General features: G+C 61.1%; 16 protein-coding genes. 7 read left to right on the forward strand and 9 right to left on the reverse strand.

All coding sequences use genetic code 11. The features are described from left to right. The first annotated feature begins 95 nt into the window (after positions 1-95). The 3 genes from I2G20_RS11075 to pcaF are packed head-to-tail and all read left to right on the forward strand — an operon-like array spanning position 96 to position 2931. Positions 96-941, forward strand: a complete 846-nt coding sequence (locus tag I2G20_RS11075) for a CoA transferase subunit A (protein WP_196259783.1) — start codon at positions 96-98, stop codon at positions 939-941. Positions 942-944: 3 nt separating this feature from the next. Next, positions 945-1724, forward strand: coding sequence for a CoA-transferase subunit beta (locus tag I2G20_RS11080; protein ID WP_196259784.1), 780 nt, complete (start codon positions 945-947; stop codon positions 1722-1724). Position 1725: 1 nt separating this feature from the next. Continuing rightward, positions 1726-2931, forward strand: coding sequence for a 3-oxoadipyl-CoA thiolase (gene pcaF / locus I2G20_RS11085; protein WP_196259785.1), 1206 nt, complete (start codon positions 1726-1728; stop codon positions 2929-2931). 88 nt (positions 2932-3019) lie between these two features. Here pcaF and I2G20_RS11090 read toward each other — a convergent pair whose 3' ends face one another. From I2G20_RS11090 to pcaQ, 3 genes are all read right to left on the reverse strand, one after another. Then, complete coding sequence (locus tag I2G20_RS11090; protein WP_196259786.1) at positions 3020-3403, reverse strand: response regulator; 384 nt, start codon at positions 3401-3403, stop codon at positions 3020-3022. Then, on the reverse strand, positions 3400-4395 hold the full coding sequence (locus I2G20_RS11095) for a PAS domain-containing sensor histidine kinase (protein WP_196259787.1): 996 nt from the start codon (positions 4393-4395) through the stop codon (positions 3400-3402). The genes I2G20_RS11090 and I2G20_RS11095 overlap by 4 nt, the downstream gene beginning before the upstream one ends. A 689-nt stretch (positions 4396-5084) precedes the next feature. Then, positions 5085-5999 carry a pca operon transcription factor PcaQ gene (pcaQ, locus tag I2G20_RS11100; RefSeq protein ID WP_196259788.1) on the reverse strand — a complete coding sequence of 305 codons (915 nt, stop codon included), beginning with the start codon at positions 5997-5999 and terminating at the stop codon, positions 5085-5087. Between the two features lie 96 nt (positions 6000-6095). On the opposite strand from pcaQ, the gene pcaD reads away from it, so the two are divergent. Genes pcaD through pcaG form a run of 4 tightly spaced genes read left to right on the forward strand, consistent with a single transcriptional unit; the run spans position 6096 to position 8668 of the window. Further along, positions 6096-6902, forward strand: a complete 807-nt coding sequence (pcaD, locus tag I2G20_RS11105; RefSeq protein ID WP_196259789.1) for a 3-oxoadipate enol-lactonase — start codon at positions 6096-6098, stop codon at positions 6900-6902. Then, positions 6899-7294, forward strand: coding sequence for a 4-carboxymuconolactone decarboxylase (pcaC, locus tag I2G20_RS11110; RefSeq protein ID WP_196259790.1), 396 nt, complete (start codon positions 6899-6901; stop codon positions 7292-7294). Before pcaD ends, pcaC begins: the two co-directional genes overlap by 4 nt. A gap of 1 nt (position 7295) precedes the next feature. Continuing rightward, complete coding sequence (gene pcaH, locus I2G20_RS11115; protein WP_196259791.1) at positions 7296-8048, forward strand: protocatechuate 3,4-dioxygenase subunit beta; 753 nt, start codon at positions 7296-7298, stop codon at positions 8046-8048. A gap of 5 nt (positions 8049-8053) precedes the next feature. Next, the gene (gene pcaG, locus I2G20_RS11120; RefSeq protein WP_196260085.1) at positions 8054-8668 is read left to right on the forward strand and encodes a protocatechuate 3,4-dioxygenase subunit alpha; all 615 of its coding nucleotides are present in this window, start codon (positions 8054-8056) and stop codon (positions 8666-8668) included. Between the two features lie 73 nt (positions 8669-8741). On the opposite strand, the gene I2G20_RS11125 is transcribed toward pcaG, so the two are convergent. The 6 genes from I2G20_RS11125 to I2G20_RS11150 all read right to left on the reverse strand — a co-directional run bounded on the left by I2G20_RS11125 (position 8742) and on the right by I2G20_RS11150 (position 16112). After that, positions 8742-10319 carry an FGGY-family carbohydrate kinase gene (locus I2G20_RS11125; protein WP_196259792.1) on the reverse strand — a complete coding sequence of 526 codons (1578 nt, stop codon included), beginning with the start codon at positions 10317-10319 and terminating at the stop codon, positions 8742-8744. 66 nt (positions 10320-10385) lie between these two features. Then, a complete protein-coding gene (locus tag I2G20_RS11130; RefSeq protein ID WP_196259793.1) occupies positions 10386-11867 on the reverse strand; it encodes a mannitol dehydrogenase family protein in 1482 nt (493 codons plus the stop codon). Positions 11868-11888: 21 nt separating this feature from the next. Next, positions 11889-12893, reverse strand: coding sequence for an ABC transporter ATP-binding protein (locus I2G20_RS11135; protein WP_196259794.1), 1005 nt, complete (start codon positions 12891-12893; stop codon positions 11889-11891). Positions 12894-12904: 11 nt separating this feature from the next. Further along, the gene (locus I2G20_RS11140; RefSeq protein WP_196259795.1) at positions 12905-13735 is read right to left on the reverse strand and encodes a carbohydrate ABC transporter permease; all 831 of its coding nucleotides are present in this window, start codon (positions 13733-13735) and stop codon (positions 12905-12907) included. A 4-nt stretch (positions 13736-13739) separates the two neighbouring features. After that, positions 13740-14612: a carbohydrate ABC transporter permease gene (locus I2G20_RS11145; protein ID WP_196259796.1), complete on the reverse strand. Its 873-nt coding sequence runs from the start codon at positions 14610-14612 to the stop codon at positions 13740-13742. Positions 14613-14795: 183 nt separating this feature from the next. Continuing rightward, positions 14796-16112, reverse strand: coding sequence for an ABC transporter substrate-binding protein (locus tag I2G20_RS11150; RefSeq protein WP_196259797.1), 1317 nt, complete (start codon positions 16110-16112; stop codon positions 14796-14798). Positions 16113-16190 lie beyond the last annotated feature (78 nt).

A 16190-nucleotide genomic window follows, 5' to 3' on the forward strand; every position in this document is an offset into this window, starting at 1 on the left:
ATCTAGTTATGTTTCGGCGACCATTTATCATTTTACGCGGCAATCGTGCCAGTGATAAACACTCCCCAAGTTATATTTGATTGGGATACTGGACCATGAGCAAGGTGATGCCGCTCGACCAGGCGGTGCGCGAGAACCTCAGGAACGGCGATACCGTCGCCTTCGAGGGTTTTACCCATCTCATACCCCATGCGGCAGGCCACGAGGTCATCCGGCAGGGTTTCAGGGACTTGACGCTGATCCGCATGACGCCCGACATCATCTACGACCAGATGATCGGCATGGGGATCGCAAAAAAGGTCGTCTTCTCGTATGCGGGCAATCCAGGCGTCGGCCTGTTGCGCCGGATGCGCGACGCCATCGAAAACGGCCATCCGCGCACGATCGAAACGGTCGAGCATTCCCACGCGGCGATGGCCAATGCGTACGAAGCCGGAGCGTCCGGCCTGCCCTGCGCCGTGTTCCGGGGCTACAAAGGCGCGGACTTGCCCAAGGTCAACCCGGAAATCAAATCGATCACCTGCCCCTTCACCGGGGAGGAGCTTGCCGCCATTCCCGCGCACCGGCCCGACGTCACCTTCATCCACGCCCAGAAGGCCAACGAGAAGGGCGACGTGCTGATCGAGGGCATTGTGGGGGTGCAGAAGGAGGCTGCGCTGGCGGCCAAGAAGGTCGTCGTGACGGTCGAGGAGATTGTGCCAGACTTCAAGGGATTGCATCCGAACCTCACCATCCTTCCGCACTGGACGGTGACGGCCATCAGCGTCGTCAAGGGCGGCGCGCATCCCTCCTATACCCATGGCTATTATGCGCGCGATAACGCCGCCTATCTCGAATGGGACAAGATTTCCGCCGACCGGGAGCTGTTCACCCAATGGATGGAAACCAATGTTCTCAAAGCGACGCCCGAGGTGTTCGCCGAACGGATCAAGGGGCTTTGAGCGATGAGCGATTTCACACCCAATGAAATGATGACCATTGCCGCTTCGCGTGCGTTGACCTCGAAGGACGTGTGCTTTGTCGGCATCGGCGCTCCCTCGGCGGCCTGCAATGTGGCGCGCCTGACCCACGCGCCCGACATCACGCTGATCTATGAATCGGGCACCATCGGCACCGCACCCGACGTGCTGCCGCTTTCTATTGGCGATGGCGAGCTTTGCGAGACCGCCGTTTCAACCGTCGCGGTCCCCGAGATGTTCCGCTACTGGCTGCAGGGCGGGCGCATTTCCATCGGCTTTCTGGGCGCTGCCCAGATCGACAAATTCGGCAATATCAACACCACCGTCATCGGTGATTACCACAAGCCCAAGGTCCGCCTGCCGGGCGGTGGCGGCGCGCCGGAGATCGCGACGTCATGCGGCGAAATCTACATCACATTGAAGCAGGCGACCCGCTCGATGGTGGAAAAGATCGATTTCTTCACCTCGTTCGGCCATGGCGAGGGCGGCGATCATCGCAAGCGCCTCGGCATCACAACCAAAGGCCCGACGCTCTTGATCACCGATCTGGCGATCTGGAAGCCCGATCCTGTGACGAAAGAGTTCACAGTGGTTTCGCTCCATCCCGGCGTCACGCGCGAACAGGTTCAGGAGACATGCGGCTGGACGGTGAAATTCGCCGACGATCTCGAGGAAACGCCTGCACCGACCGAACTCGAACTCAAGACCCTGCGTGATCTTCAGGAACGCACCAAGCGCGCCCATGAGGGCGGAAAGGCAGCCTAGGATGACCGAGGCCTATATCTGCGATTACATCCGCACGCCTATCGGACGGTTTGGCGGCGCGCTGTCTGCGGTGCGCCCCGACGATCTGGGGGCAATCGTCTTGAGGGCGCTCGTGGAGCGCAACCGCTCGGTCGATTTCGAGGCGGTCGAGGATGTCATCTTCGGCAATGCCAATCAGGCGGGCGAGGACAACCGCAACGTGGCGCGCATGAGCCTGCTGCTTGCGGAATTTCCCGTTTCGGTGACCGGCACGACGATCAACCGGCTATGCGGGTCGGGGCTTGACGCGGTGCTCACCGCTGCCCGTGCCATCAAGGCGGGCGAGGCCGACCTTATGATCGCCGGCGGCACGGAATCGATGAGCCGGGCGCCCTTCGTCATGCCCAAGGCCGAAACCGCATTTTCGCGCAATGCCGAGATCTATGACACCACAATCGGCTGGCGCTTCGTCAACCCGATGATGAAAAAGCTCCATGGCGTCGATTCCATGCCCGAGACGGGCGAGAATGTCGCCGAGGACTATCACGTTTCTCGCGAAGATCAGGACGCCTTTGCCGTGAGGAGCCAGGGCAAGGCCGCGGCTGCGCAAGCGAGCGGGCGGTTTGCAAAGGAAATCGTCGCAGTCACCATCCCGCAGCGCAAGGGCGATCCGGTTGTGGTGGACAAGGACGAACACCCGCGCGCCACGACAATCGAGACACTGGCCAAGCTGCCGACGCCCTTCAAAAAGGAAGGCGGCACGGTGACGGCGGGCAATGCATCCGGCGTAAATGATGGCGCGGCTGCGCTCATCATCGCATCGGAAGCGGCGGTCAAGAAATACGGCCTCACCCCGCTCGCCCGCATCACGGGCGGCGCAACCGCTGGCGTGCCCCCGCGCGTCATGGGTATAGGCCCGCTGCCTGCGTCCGAGAAGCTAGCGGCGCGGCTCGGCATCAAGCCCAGCGATTTCGATCTTGTCGAACTCAACGAAGCCTTTGCGAGCCAGGGGATTGCCGTGCTGCGCGGGCTGGGGATCGCCGAGGACGCCGATTTCGTCAATCCCAATGGCGGCGCGATTGCGCTCGGACATCCCTTGGGGATGTCAGGCGCGCGTATCGCGGGCACGGCGGCGCTCGAAATGTCGCTGACGGGCAAGAAGCGCGCACTGGTCACCATGTGCATCGGCGTGGGCCAAGGGATCGCGGCGGCGCTGGAGGCGGTTTAGAATCGGCACAGCGTTCGCCCCCGCTATGGGGTTTGATGGGTGCGGTCCCCCGGCGACTCGGAGAGCGCTGTCGAGCGCGCTTCCGGGATTATCTGCCCGTTTCCCCAAGGGCATGCAGGCTTGCCAGAAGGCGCTTTGTGTCCGTTGGCTTGCCGAAGTTTTCCGACGCGGACAGCGCATCGTCCCCGCGGATGAAATCCTCATCAGCGCTGGTCAATACAAAGGGTATGCCCATGACATGCAACAAGCGGGCAACCGGGCTCACGCGCTCACCATACAGATTGACGTCGAGAATGGCGGCATCCGGTGACTGGGTTTTCAGGATTTCGAGAGCTTCCGACACCTTGCGGGCAGGGCCGATGACGCGATGACCGGCCTCCTGCAGGGTGCGTTTAAGATCAAAGCCGATCAGAAAATCGTCCTCTACGACGAGCAGGGTCAATTTCTTCTCGTCGTGAGGGCTCTCAGTCATTCTAGATTCCTGTCCAACGGGATTCTGATGCGCACGTTCACGCCGCTCTTGTCGTAGGCAATGTCGACTTCGCCATCCAGTGCGCCGGTGACACTATGGTTGATCAGTCCGGTCCCGAATCCTTCATGGTCCGGTTGATCGACCTCGGGCCCGTTTTCTTCAGTCCAAACCACCGACAGCACTTGCCGTTCCCCCTCATGCTCGACCTCCCAACTCAGGTTAATGCTTCCATCGGGAACCGACAGTGCGCCATATTTGACCGCATTGGTGGCCAGTTCATTTAGGCTCATGCCAAGTGGCTGCACCTGGGAATTGGCGAGTGGCGGATTTGCGCCCGGACGAAGGGCGATGCGGTCGGTATATGACTGCAATGTCTGTCGGACGAGCGTTTCAAAGTCCACACCATCCGCCTCGGCCATCGCAAGTTCTTGCGTGACTGCCAGACAATCCAGGCGTTCAAGAAAAGACTTGCGATACTGGAGGGCAGTTTCGCCTTCCGTTCGTGTCTGGTGTGCCAGTGCACGCACGACCGCCAACAGGTTTTTCATCCGATGTCTGGATTCATTGAGCAGAATATCCTTGGCCGCGCTGTCGATGCGTCGTTTCGTGATATCCGTGAAGACGATGAGAATTTGCTGACTGTTGCCGTCCGGGTGAGCGAGCTTGCGGGCGGTGATTAAAAAGGTGCGTTCGCCGATGTCGGGGAAGGCATGCGAAATCTCGTAGTCCACGATTGCCGCCGCGCGTGGAATGACGCTCGAAAGAAGCTGACGCAGGTCCGGAATGTCCCACTGGCCATTCCCGAGTTCAAAGAGAGCATGCCCCACAGTGTCGTCGCGCGAAGTCTTGAAGGCGCGCAAAAAAGCGGGGTTGGCCGTTACCACGCACATGCCTTGATCCAACACCAGCAACGGCACATCGAGTGTATCCAGCACACCCTGCGCCTGAACATGCCCGCTACGGAGCAGACGATAAAGGTCTTCAAGCGTCATGACTGGCGCCCCATTGATTGGTCCTTACTGCACACACATAGAAATTCCGCTTTTTATACAATAGATGGGCCCTATCTGGGTTGCAAAATTGACTTCGCGTTGCTGCAAAAAAAGGGACTTTGGTGCGTGCTGCTTGGGAAGAGGGGAACGCCGTTTAGCGCTTGCCCCAGGCGGGCAAGCTAATTCCATCCGGACTTGTATATCCCCCGGTGTGGGCGCGGGAGTGATTGTATTTCTATCCCCGCCCCATCAATCACCCCCATACTGCCCTCACGAACCCGCGCTGATGGACGCAAGCGCTACGAACGTTTGGGCGGGTTTGGTTCGGGTTCCATGCGGGTCGCCGCAGGGAAGGTCCAAAGCGGACAGATGGCCGGATGTGGATAACATGTGAGGGGTGCGGGCTAGAATAAACGGCCCCGCGTGACTCTCCCACGTCGCACCGGGGAAACCCGGAGGGGCAGCGGGAACATTGGAAACGATGCGCTCCCAACAATCCCCAGCCCGGGACGCCGCCATAAGCCCAAAATCCCGGATGCCTGGGGCGATGATCGCTTCATACTAAACAATATCAGTGCGGAGCGTTCATCGCCCCAAGCCGTCTTGAAATGTCTGGAACCACAGCGGGCATCGCGTGTGGCGTATCGGTGCGCGATTGCAGCGCGGATTTTGCCGAAATCCCGAAGCGTCTAGATTGCCAGTTCCTCGGCCACCGCGCGCACGGTCTGGCGGATGATGTCGAAAGCGGCGTTCCCGGCCGTATCTTCCCGAGTCGTGAGCCCAACAGCGCCGCGCGTTTCCGAGGTATCTACCGGCAGATAACGCAAGCGCCCTTCAGCCGCATCGCGCGCGACGACGCCCTCAGAGATCACCCAGACGGCATCGGTTTCCGCAACGAAGGCGCGGCCGAAGGCGTCAGAGACCGTCTCGATGGTTCGGGGCAACTCGGCCATGCCGTGCGCCAGAAGGTAGCGATCGACAAAGGGGCGGATTACCGATCCCGCAGTCGGCATCAGCACCGGAAAGGCACGGATGCGAGCGAAGTCGAAATTGGCGTCGTGCAAAAGCGGATGGCTGGCGCGCACGACGAACCGGACCTGTTCGGAATAAAGATATTCAAACGCCAGCCCCACCATCTGCTCGGGCGAGGCGAGGCGGCCGATCACGAGGTCGAGCGTGCCGGCCCGCAACTGATCGAGCAGAACGTGGTTTTCGCCCGTTACAATCCGGACCGGATCGTTGGTATCCTCTGCCAGAAACTGGCGCATCACCGCCGGCATGATACGGGCCGAAACCGTAGGCAGGGCGCCGATGCGGATCAGGGTGCCTGTATTCACCCGCGAAAGACTGTCGATCCCCTGCTGCACGGCGGCGACAGAGGCGCCCGCGTGCTTCAGGAATACCTCGCCATAGCGCGTGATCCGCACACCGCGACCTTCCTTTTCAAGGAGCTTTTTCTCAAGGATTTCTTCGAGTTCACGGATCGTCTTGGTGACGGCCGGCTGGGTCACGCCGAGGATATCGGCGGCGCGGCCCACCGATTTCTGGCGCGTGACCTCTATGAAGGTCCTGAGATGACGAAACCGGACGCGTGCTTGCGGCATTGCGTGAAACCTATAACCTAGAGGATATCCATACCGGCAAAAAATTCATTTTACAAAACCAAAGCTGCAATCCAGTGTATACATGGGAGGCTATCCATGCAGAGCGCGCAGATCGGCGACATTGCGATCCACTACCGCTACAGGCCGGGCCCTGCGGGCGCACCGGTGATCGTGTTCATCAATTCGCTCGGCACCGATTTCCGCATCTGGGACGATGTTGTCGCCGGGATCGAGAGCCGCTTCGGCACGCTCAATTACGACAAGCGCGGGCACGGACTTTCCGGCATCGGGAAGACACCCTATTCCATCGTCGACCACGCGGTCGATCTCGCCGGGCTGATGGATCATCTCGGGGTCTCGAATGCCATTATCTGCGGGCTGTCGGTCGGCGGGCTGATCGCGCAGGAGCTTTATTTCACGCGGCCCGATCTGGTTGGCGGGCTTCTGATTTCCGGGTCGGCGGCCAAGATCGGGGAGGCCGATTTCTGGCGCCAGCGCATCGCGCTGATTGCCGAAAAGGGCCTCGCTGCGACGACCGACGGGATCATGGAACGCTGGTTTTCCGCGAAATTCCGTCGCCCCGACAACGCAGCCTATCTTTTGGCGCGTGCGATGTTCGAACGCCAGCCGGTCGAAGGTTATCTTGCGACGTGCGAAGCCATCGCCGCGTTCGACCGCCGCGCGGACACCGAAAAAATCGCCGTTCCGGCCAAGGTGATCGTCGGCTCGGAAGATGGTGCGACACCGCCTGACGTGGTCCGGAGTTTTGCCGCCGCCATTCCGGGCGCCGATTTTGAACTCATCGAAGGCGCGGGTCATATTCCATGCGTCGAGGCCCCTGCCCCGGTCATGGAAGCGATTGCCGCGCTGGCCGGACGCATCCCGACAAGGAGAATACATTGAGCGAAAAGAACAAGCCTTCGGCGCGCTACGAACAGGGCATGGCGACCCGGCGCGAGGTGCTGGGGGACGATTACGTCAATGCCCGCGTTTCCGGGACGAACACATTCAACGAACCCTTCCAGCACCTCATCACTGAGGCGGCGTGGGGACATGTCTGGTCTCGGGAGAACTGGAGCAAGCGCGAACGCTCGATGGTGACCATCGCGCTGCTTGCCGCGCTTGGGCACTACGACGAGATGGTCATGCACATCAAGGCGACGCCGAACACCGGCGCGACTGAAGACGATATCCGCGAGGCACTGCTGCATGTGGCGATCTATGCCGGCGTGCCTGCCGCCAACCACGCCATCAAGCTGGCGTCGGAGGCTCTCAAATCCATGAAGGAGGCATAAGATGAGCGCCACACTACCCAACCGTGTCGAGGAGGCGCCGGGCTTTGTTGCACGCGACCGCGCCCAGCATCCTGCGGCGTTCACGCCGGGCTACAAGTCGACTTTCCTTCGCGCCCCCAAGCAGGCTCTCCTGAGCTTCGATGCAACGCTTTCCGAGCGGACCGGCCCGGCCTTCGGGCACAACATGCTGGGCGAGCTGGATAACGACCTGATCGTCAATTACGCCAAGCCCGGCGAGCAGGCCCTGGGGCCGCGCATCGTCGTTCACGGGCACATCATCGACGAGAACGCCCGCCCGGTCCCCAATGTACTGGTAGAGTTCTGGCAGGCCAACGCGTCGGGGCGCTACCGCCACAAGAAGGAAGGCTATCAGGCGCCGCTGGACCCAAATTTCGGCGGGTTCGGACGCACCATCACCGACGAGAATGGCTACTACTGGTTCCGCACCATCCAGCCCGGGCCCTATCCATGGCCCAACGGCGTCAACGACTGGCGGCCGGCCCATATCCACTTCTCGATCTTCGGCACCGGCTTTGCGCAACGGCTGATCTCGCAGATGTATTTCGAGGGCGACCCGATGGTCCAAATCTGCCCTATCGTCAACACGATCAGCGATCCTGACGCCATAGACCGGCTGGTGGCGCGGCTCGACATGAACAATACGATCCCGATGGACCTGCGTGCTTACCGTTTCGATATGGTTCTGCGTGGACGCCGTTCGACATTCTTCGAGAACAAGAAGGAGGGCAACTGATGGCCATGCTCCCGAGCTATCTTGCCGAACTCAAGGAAACCCCTTCGCAAACCGCAGGGCCTTACGTGCATATCGGGATGACGCCCAACTGGAGCGGGATCACCGGGGTCTACCCCGAGGACCCCGGGCTCGAGGTCATCAAGGACGGCGTCAAGGGTGAGCGGATCACGGTCAATGTCCGGGTCATCGATGGCGGGAACAACCCGGTCGCCGATTGCGTGGTCGAGATCTGGCAGGCCGATGCGAACGGGATTTACAACAGCCCGGCCGAGCATCGCGGCAAGGCCGACCCCAATTTCATCGGGTGGGGCCGCTTTCCCGCCGACGAGGATGGGCGGTTGAGCTTTGAAACGATCAAGCCCGGAGCGGTCCCCGGCCCCAAGGGCGCGATGATGGCGCCGCACATCAGCATGTGGATCGTTGCACGCGGCATCAATGTCGGCCTCTTGACGCGGATGTATTTCTCCGATGAAGCGGATGCCAACGCAAAGGACGGGGTGCTGGCCAAGGCCCGTATGTCCGGACGAGACAAGACAATGATCGGCAAGCGCGAGGGGGATACGGTCACCTTCGACATCTATCTTCAAGGCGAAAACGAAACCGCGTTCCTGGATGTTTAACGGCGCCACCGACGTTCGGGCGCCCATCGCTTTCCGGCCAGTTCGGTAATCCCGAATTGGCCGGATTGTCTCTTCAAAGCATCGCGTCAATTTCACGCCGGTGGGCATGGAGCTTGAGGAACACGGCGTAATCGCGATCGTAGTGCGCCTTGCGGGAAAGGTCGGGCTGACGCGGCGTGGACGTGTGCTGCATGGCAGCGCAGGCCTGAGGGAGTTCGGCATAGAGCCCGGCCGCCGTCGCCGCGACCATTGCGGTGCCGAGCAACATGGCGTCAGCGCCGGTCAACTCGCGCGCAACGCAGCCCGTGGCATCGGCGTAAAGCTCCATGAGAAGCGGGTTGCGCGTATGGCCCCCGGCGACGTGCAGCGTATCTATGGCGTAACCGCGCCGGTTCAGCGTTTCAAGAATCTGGCGCACGCCGAGCGCGATGGAAACGGCGGTACGCCAGTAGAGCCGGCAAAGGCCGTCGAACGACGCATCCAGGCTCAGTCCAGAGATGACGCCCAACGCCAGCGGATCGGCGAAGGGGGAGCGGTTACCGTGGAAGTCGGGCAGAACATGCAGGCGCGGGGCGATGTCCGGGCCGTCCTGCTTGCGCAATTCCATGACGCGGCCAATGATCCGGGCGTGGGTTTCCGGACCGGGGATCATGCCTTGCGCATTGATGCGGATGATATGGTCGAGCGCGGCGCCCGAAGCCGATTGTCCACCCTCGTTGAGCCATACGCCGGGTAGTACGGCCCCATAATAGGGGCCCCAGAGTCCGGCGGCCGGCCGCGGTTCGGCGGAGAGCGCCGTCACGGCGCTTGAGGTACCGGCGATGAGGCCGAGATGGCGGTGGATATTGGATGCGTCCTGCGCGGCGGCGCCGAGAACGCCGAGCGCCCCGGCATGGGCATCGACCATGCCCATGCCCACGACACACCCCGTGGTCAGCCCGAGCGCTGCTGCAGCGTCGGGTGTCAGCGGACCGACGCGCGCTCCGATGGGCGTGGCGTAAGCGGGCAGGCCCGCTTTTTCCACCATATCTTCGAGTCCGACCCGGGCAAGGAAATCGCGCTGCCAGCCGTCCTTCTCGTGTGCAAGGAACGTCCATTTGCTGGTCAATGTCGATTGCGAGCGCGCGAGCGACCCCGTCGCCTTCCACACAAGGAAATCGGAGAGATCGAAGATATGGCCCGCCGCTTCCCAGGTCTGTGGCATGTTCCGCTTGAGCCACATGAGCTTGGGGATTTCCATTTCCGGCGAAATCGCACCGCCTGAGAAGGCGAGGACGCGATGGCCGGTGCCGTTGACCTCCTCGGCTTCCTCCTGCGCACGGTGATCGAGCCATACCACCGTGTCCCACTTGGCGTCGCAACCGGGGGACACGGCGAGCGGTTGACCCGCACGACCCCGCACGACGAGCGAGCAGGTGCCATCGAATGCCAGCCCCACAATCTGTGCCGGACCGACGTCGGCCATTTCGACCGCCGCCCGGACGGCTTTGCAGACCGCCTGCCAGATGTCTTCGGACTGATGCTCGGCGAAATCGGCACCGCGTCGCTGGATTTCAATTGGCTGTTCGGCGCGGGAAAGCATTTCGCCCGCCATATCGGACACGCCGGCGCGGGCGCTGCTCGTTCCCACATCGACAGCCACTACGTACATTTCCCTTTGCCACCTCCCAAGGACACCAGACTGGTTTAGTCCATTTCCGGTGATGACCGAAAGATATTACGCCGGTAGCCGATTTTCGATGTAGGCAACGAGTGTTTCCCGCGCGCCGATCTCCCAGACGGTCCGCAGCGCGCTAGAGAACGCCTCGACATAGCGGGAATCGTCCGCCGCTGTCCCGAAAATATCGCGCATTTCGAGGAAGATGACCGGGTTCGATTTGGCCGCGAGGGCGGCGGTTTGCAGGCGGTCCCATGCGGGGTCGTTGGGCGCGATCGGTGCACCGGAATCGGTAGTTCCTGCGCAGTATCGGCACCAGAAGGCGGAGACGAGCGCGAGTCCGGTCACCGAGGCTCCAACCGCCACCCTGTCAACCACCGAGGGGAGGATGAACTTGGGCTGGCGGTTGGAACCATCAAGGCACAGGCGCCGGATCGTGTCGCGGATGCGCGGATTGGCAAAACGGGAGGCCGTCTGGTCCGCATAGGCGGCAAGATCGGTGCCGGGAACCGGAGGAACGACGGGGATTATCTCTTCGGTCGTCAGTTTCGCCAGATAGCGCCCGATCAGCGGTTCGGCCATCGCCTCGTGGACGAATTCGATATCCATGAGCGCAGAGGGATAGGCAATCGCCGCGTGCCCGCCATTGAGGATACGGATCTTCATCAACTCCCAGGGCGAAACGTCGTCGACAAAGGTCACACCCACCTTTTCCAGCGCGGGACGTCCCGCCGGGAAATGGTCCTCGAGCACCCATTGGCGGAAGGTTTCGCAAAAGACCGGCCACTTGTCGGCAATGCCGAATTCGTTTTCGACGAGTTCCCGCTCGCGCTGGGACGTCGCGGGGGTGATGCGGTCCACCATGCCGTTGGGAAAGGCGACGCTTCGGTATACCCAATTCGCAAATTCTGGATTGTAGAGCCGCGCCAGACCCATCAAAGCGTTCCTGGTCACCCTGCCGTTATGGGGAATGTTGTCGCAGCTCATCACGGTGAATGGCGGGATTCCCGAGGCACGACGTTTTTGAAGTCCGGCAAGGATCAACCCAAATACGGTTCGCGGATCGTCGGGCGCAGCGGCATCGGCGACGATATCGGCGTGCGCGGAATTGAACTTGCCGTCCGCGTCCAGATAGTAGCCACCTTCGGTTATGGTCATGGAAACGATGCGGATTTTCGGATCCGCCAAAGTGGCGATTACGCGCGCCCGATCAGCGGGCGAGACGAAATCGACCATGGGTGCGGCGATGCGAGCCGAAGTGCCCGACGCCTCCTGCTCGACAATAACGGACATGAAATCCTGCGCAGCCAGTATCTCGCGGATTTCCTCGTCTGCTTGGCGCACGCCCGCGCCAACGATTGCCCACTCGTGCCCTTCGCCGAGATTGAACAGATCATCGAGATAGATCGCCTGGTGCGCGCGGTGGAAGTTTCCGACGCCAAAATGCACGATCCCCGGCGTCAGTGCCGAACGGTCATAGCGCGGGCAGGCGATGCGCGCCGGCAGATTACCAAGTGTTGTGGCAGATAATCTGGTGCTCATCGCGTCCGATACCCTAACGACTCATCCGGCAATCGCATGACCCTGCGCGTCGAACCGGTAGACTCGCCCGTCCATCGGTGTCAGGTGCACGGTCTCGCCGCTGCGGACTGGAATTTCCCCCGACGTTCGTACCGTAAGCTGGTCTCCGCTTTCGGATTTGACATACAGGAAGGTGTCGGAACCCAGATGCTCGGCGACGCCCACGACGCCCTTCCACGAGCCAGCCTCCTGGGAGACCGTAAAGTGTTCGGGGCGGACGCCGATGGCGTGGGCTCCAAATCGCGCCGCTTCCGCGCCTTCGATGAAGTTCATCTTGGGCGAGCCGATGAACCCCGCGACGAAGCGGTTTGCCGGCTTGGAATAGAGTTCGAGGGGCGTGCCGTATTGCTCGATGCGGCCAGCGTTCAGTACGACGATCTTGTCGGCCATGGTCATGGCTTCCACCTGATCGTGCGTAACGTAGATCATCGTGGTGCCGAGTTTCTTGTGAAGTTCGGAAATCTCGAGCCGCATCGCAACGCGCAAGGCAGCATCGAGGTTCGATAGCGGTTCATCAAAGAGGAATGCCTTGGGCTGGCGCACGATGGCCCGGCCGATGGCGACGCGCTGGCGTTGGCCGCCGGAAAGCTGGCGGGGCTTGCGATCGAGATAATCGGTGAGATTGAGGATGGCGGCGGCGTTGCCGACGGCCTCGTCGATCTTTTCCTTGCTCGCCCCTTCCATCTTCAGGGGGAAGGCGATGTTGCCGCGCACGCTCATATGCGGATAAAGCGCATAGGACTGGAAGACCATCGACAGTTTTCGCTGAGCCGGGTGGGCGTTGGTCACGTCCGCTCCGTCGATCATAATCTTGCCGCCCGATACATCTTCGAGGCCGGCGATCAGGCGCAGAAGCGTGGATTTTCCGCAGCCCGAGGGGCCAACGAAGACGACAAATTCGCCGTCCCTGATATCGAGGCTGATATCGGGAATTATGGTGACGGCGCCGAAGCTCTTGGTCACGTGATCGAGCGTTATCGAACCCATTTTATGCCCCTCTATTTAACGGCGCCGAATGTCAGGCCGCGGACGAGCTGCTTCTGGCTGAACCAGCCCATGATGAGAATGGGCGCGATGGCCAGCGTCGACGCCGCGGAAAGCTTGGCCCAGAAGAGTCCTTCGGGCGAGGAATAGGAGGCTATGAACGCGGTCAGTGGTGCGGCGCGCGTCGTCGTCAAGTTAAGCGTCCAGAAGGCTTCGTTCCAGGCGAGGATGATGTTGAGCAGGAGCGTCGATGCGATCCCCGGTATGGCCATCGGGGTCAGCACATGAACAATTTCCTGCCGCAAACCGGCCCCGTCCATGCGCGCCGCCTCGAGGATATCGACCGGGATTTCCTTGAAGTAGGTGTAGAGCATCCAGACGATGATCGGCAGGTTGATCATGGTCAGCACCGCGATCAGCCCGATATGGGTGTCGAGCAGGCGCAGGTCGCGGAAGATCAGGTAGATCGGGACGAGGACACCGACGGCGGGAAGCATCTTGGTCGAGAGCATCCACATCAGCACGTCCTTGGTGCGCTTGGTCGGCGAAAACGCCATCGCCCAAGCCGCCGGAATGGCGATGAGGAGCCCAATAATGGTCGATCCGACCGCGGTAATCACCGAATTGGAGAAGTGCCGGAAATAGTTGGAGCGCTCCTGCACCGTCACATAGTTTTCCAGCGTCCACTCGAAGAACACGAACTTGGGCGGAATCTGGATCGCCGTCCCCTCGGTCTTGAAGCTGGTCAGGAACGTCCAGAGGATGGGAAAAAAGATCAGGAAAGCGACGAGCCAGGCGATTGCCGAGATGGCGATTTTGCGGCGGGTCGAGATTGCGCGGGCCATCTTGCTACGCCTCCAGATTCTTGCCCACGATGCGGAGCAGGAAGATTGCAACGATATTGGCGAGGATGACGGCAACGATACCGCCGGCGGACGCCAGTCCCACATCGAACTGAAGCAGGGACTGCATGTAGATGAGGAAGGTCAGGTTCGTCGTCGCGACGCCCGGTCCACCATTGGTGGTCACGAGAATTTCCGCAAAGATCGAGAGCAGGAAGATGGTCTGAATCAGGATGACGACGGTGATCGCACGGGCCAGGTGAGGCAGGATAATATAGAAGAACAACGGAAACGGTCCGGCCCCGTCCATCCCGGCAGCCTCCTTTTGTTCCTCGTCGAGCGACTGCAACGCGGTGAGGATGATGAGGGTCGCGAAAGGCAGCCACTGCCAGGCGACGATGACGATGATCGAGAACATCGGGGCCTGGGCGAACCAGTCGATGGGCTGGACAACAAAAACGCGCGCGATCCACGAAAAGAGCCCATTGACCGGGTGCATGAGCATGTTCTTCCAGACCAGCGCAGAGACGGTTGGCATCACGAAGAAAGGCGCAATGACCAGAAGTCTCACGATCCCCTGCCCGAAAATCGGCTGATCGAGCAGAAGCGCGAGCAGCGTTCCGCCGATTATTGTGATCGTCAGGACACCGCCGACGAGGATCAGCGTATTGGCAAGCGCCGACCAGAAATTGGGGTGGGACAGGAAATAACGGTAATTGTCGAAGCCGGTGAAGAACTCCTGACCGGGCATCAGCAGGTTGTAGCGTTGGAATGAGAACCACAGAGTCAGCGATAGGGGGATCAACATCCAGCCAAGGAGAAGCACAACCGCCGGCGCCATCATCAGGCGTGCCGCTGTCTGAGTCTGTGCCGTAGCCATCGCCCTTCCTCCGATTTTTGCCTCGCCCTATGTGCTTTTGAACGCGCTGCTCCATCTCACCAGGTCCTCCGCATCAAGAGGTCGGAGGATGGGGATTCGACGGCAGCCGAACCTTATGCAGTCAAGGGGTCCCGATCGACCGGCACGGAAAGTCCGTGCCGGTCACGCCCCGGGAGGTGGCGCTTAGCGGTAGTAGCCCCCGCGCTCCATTTCGGAGCGGGTTTGCTGCTGGGCGGTTTCGAGCGCCTGATCGACGCTGATCTGCCCGGCGAGCGCGGCCGAGAAGGTCTGGCCCACGGCGGTACCGATGCCTTGAAACTCGGGGATGGCCACGAATTGAACGCCCACATAGGGCACGGGATCGACAGCGGGGTTGGTCGGATCGGTCGCCTCGATGGATCCGAGTGTCATTTCGGCAAATGGAGCGGCCGAAAGATATTCGGGGTTCTCATAGAGCGAGAGGCGGGTCCCCGGAGGCACGTTGGCCCAGCCTTCCTCGGCGGCGACCAGTGCGAGGTATTCCTTGGAGGTTGCCCAGCCGACGAACTTTTCGGCCGCTTCGGCCTGTTGGGTACCGGCGGGAATGGCCAGCGACCATGCCCAGAGCCAGTTGCCGCGCTTACCCAGGCCGTTGTCGGGCGCCAGGGCGAACCCAACGCTGTCGGCGACCTGGCTCTCGGCCGGGTTGGTGACAAAGGACGCTGCGACCGTGGCATCGATCCACATGGCGCACTTGCCAGTCTGGAAGAGCGCGAGGTTTTCGTTGAACCCGTTGGAGGACGCGCCCGGAGGGCCGGCTTCGTTCATCAGGTCGACGTAGAATTGAAGCGTGTTCTTCCATTCCTCGCTGTCGAACTGAGGCTCCCAGTTCTCGTCAAACCAGCGGGCGCCGAATGAGTTGGCCGTCGCGGTGAGGAACGCCATGTTCTCACCCCATCCGGCCTTGCCGCGCAGGCAGATGCCGTAAATCTCGTTATCCTTGTCGGTGATGGTGCGGGCGGCATCGGCGATAAAGTCCCAGGTCGGGGCCTCGGGCATGTCGATCCCGGCGGCTTCAAACAGATCGGTACGGTACATCACCATCGAGCTTTCGCCGTAGAACGGGGCGGCATAGAGATTACCGTCGACCGTCAGTCCGCCCCGAATGGCCGGCAGCAGGTCATCCACGTCATAGGCAGGGTCGGACACCAGCCCGTCGAGCGCCACAAGCCAATCCTGCGCACCCCAGATGGGCACTTCATAGGTGCCGATGGTCATGACGTCATACTGGCCGCCCCGGGTCGCGATGTCGGTGGTCACGCGCTGGCGCAACACATTTTCTTCGAGCGTCACCCATTCGAGCGAGATACCGGGATTGGCGTCGATGAAATGGTGGGCCAACCGCTGCATGCGGATCATGTCGCCATTATTGACGGTCGCGATGGTCAGCGATTGCGCCTGCGCACCTGCCGCAAGGGCAAAAAGCGAGCACGACCCGATAGCAATCGAGCGTAGTCTCATGATTAATCCTCCCTCATGCTCGAGATTGAGCATTTGCTATTCGCATGGGCAATTACTCATATTGTAGCGCAGAGAGTC

The organism is Pelagibacterium limicola (assembly GCF_015694405.1).
Lineage (GTDB): Bacteria > Pseudomonadota > Alphaproteobacteria > Rhizobiales > Devosiaceae > Pelagibacterium > Pelagibacterium limicola.

Bases quoted from the DNA above. Each gene is read 5' to 3' on its own strand.
- I2G20_RS11075 (WP_196259783.1), top strand. From the start codon at position 96: ATGAGCAAGGTGATGCCGCTCGACCAGGCGGTGCGCGAGAACCTCAGG.
- I2G20_RS11080 (WP_196259784.1), top strand. From the start codon at position 945: ATGAGCGATTTCACACCCAATGAAATGATGACCATTGCCGCTTCGCGT.
- pcaF (WP_196259785.1), top strand. From the start codon at position 1,726: ATGACCGAGGCCTATATCTGCGATTACATCCGCACGCCTATCGGACGG.
- I2G20_RS11090 (WP_196259786.1), bottom strand. From the start codon at position 3,403: ATGACTGAGAGCCCTCACGACGAGAAGAAATTGACCCTGCTCGTCGTA.
- I2G20_RS11095 (WP_196259787.1), bottom strand. From the start codon at position 4,395: ATGACGCTTGAAGACCTTTATCGTCTGCTCCGTAGCGGGCATGTTCAG.
- pcaQ (WP_196259788.1), bottom strand. From the start codon at position 5,999: ATGCCGCAAGCACGCGTCCGGTTTCGTCATCTCAGGACCTTCATAGAG.
- pcaD (WP_196259789.1), top strand. From the start codon at position 6,096: ATGCAGAGCGCGCAGATCGGCGACATTGCGATCCACTACCGCTACAGG.
- pcaH (WP_196259791.1), top strand. From the start codon at position 7,296: ATGAGCGCCACACTACCCAACCGTGTCGAGGAGGCGCCGGGCTTTGTT.
- pcaG (WP_196260085.1), top strand. From the start codon at position 8,054: ATGCTCCCGAGCTATCTTGCCGAACTCAAGGAAACCCCTTCGCAAACC.
- I2G20_RS11125 (WP_196259792.1), bottom strand. From the start codon at position 10,319: ATGTACGTAGTGGCTGTCGATGTGGGAACGAGCAGCGCCCGCGCCGGC.
- I2G20_RS11130 (WP_196259793.1), bottom strand. From the start codon at position 11,867: ATGAGCACCAGATTATCTGCCACAACACTTGGTAATCTGCCGGCGCGC.
- I2G20_RS11135 (WP_196259794.1), bottom strand. From the start codon at position 12,893: ATGGGTTCGATAACGCTCGATCACGTGACCAAGAGCTTCGGCGCCGTC.
- I2G20_RS11140 (WP_196259795.1), bottom strand. From the start codon at position 13,735: ATGGCCCGCGCAATCTCGACCCGCCGCAAAATCGCCATCTCGGCAATC.
- I2G20_RS11145 (WP_196259796.1), bottom strand. From the start codon at position 14,612: ATGGCTACGGCACAGACTCAGACAGCGGCACGCCTGATGATGGCGCCG.
- I2G20_RS11150 (WP_196259797.1), bottom strand. From the start codon at position 16,112: ATGAGACTACGCTCGATTGCTATCGGGTCGTGCTCGCTTTTTGCCCTT.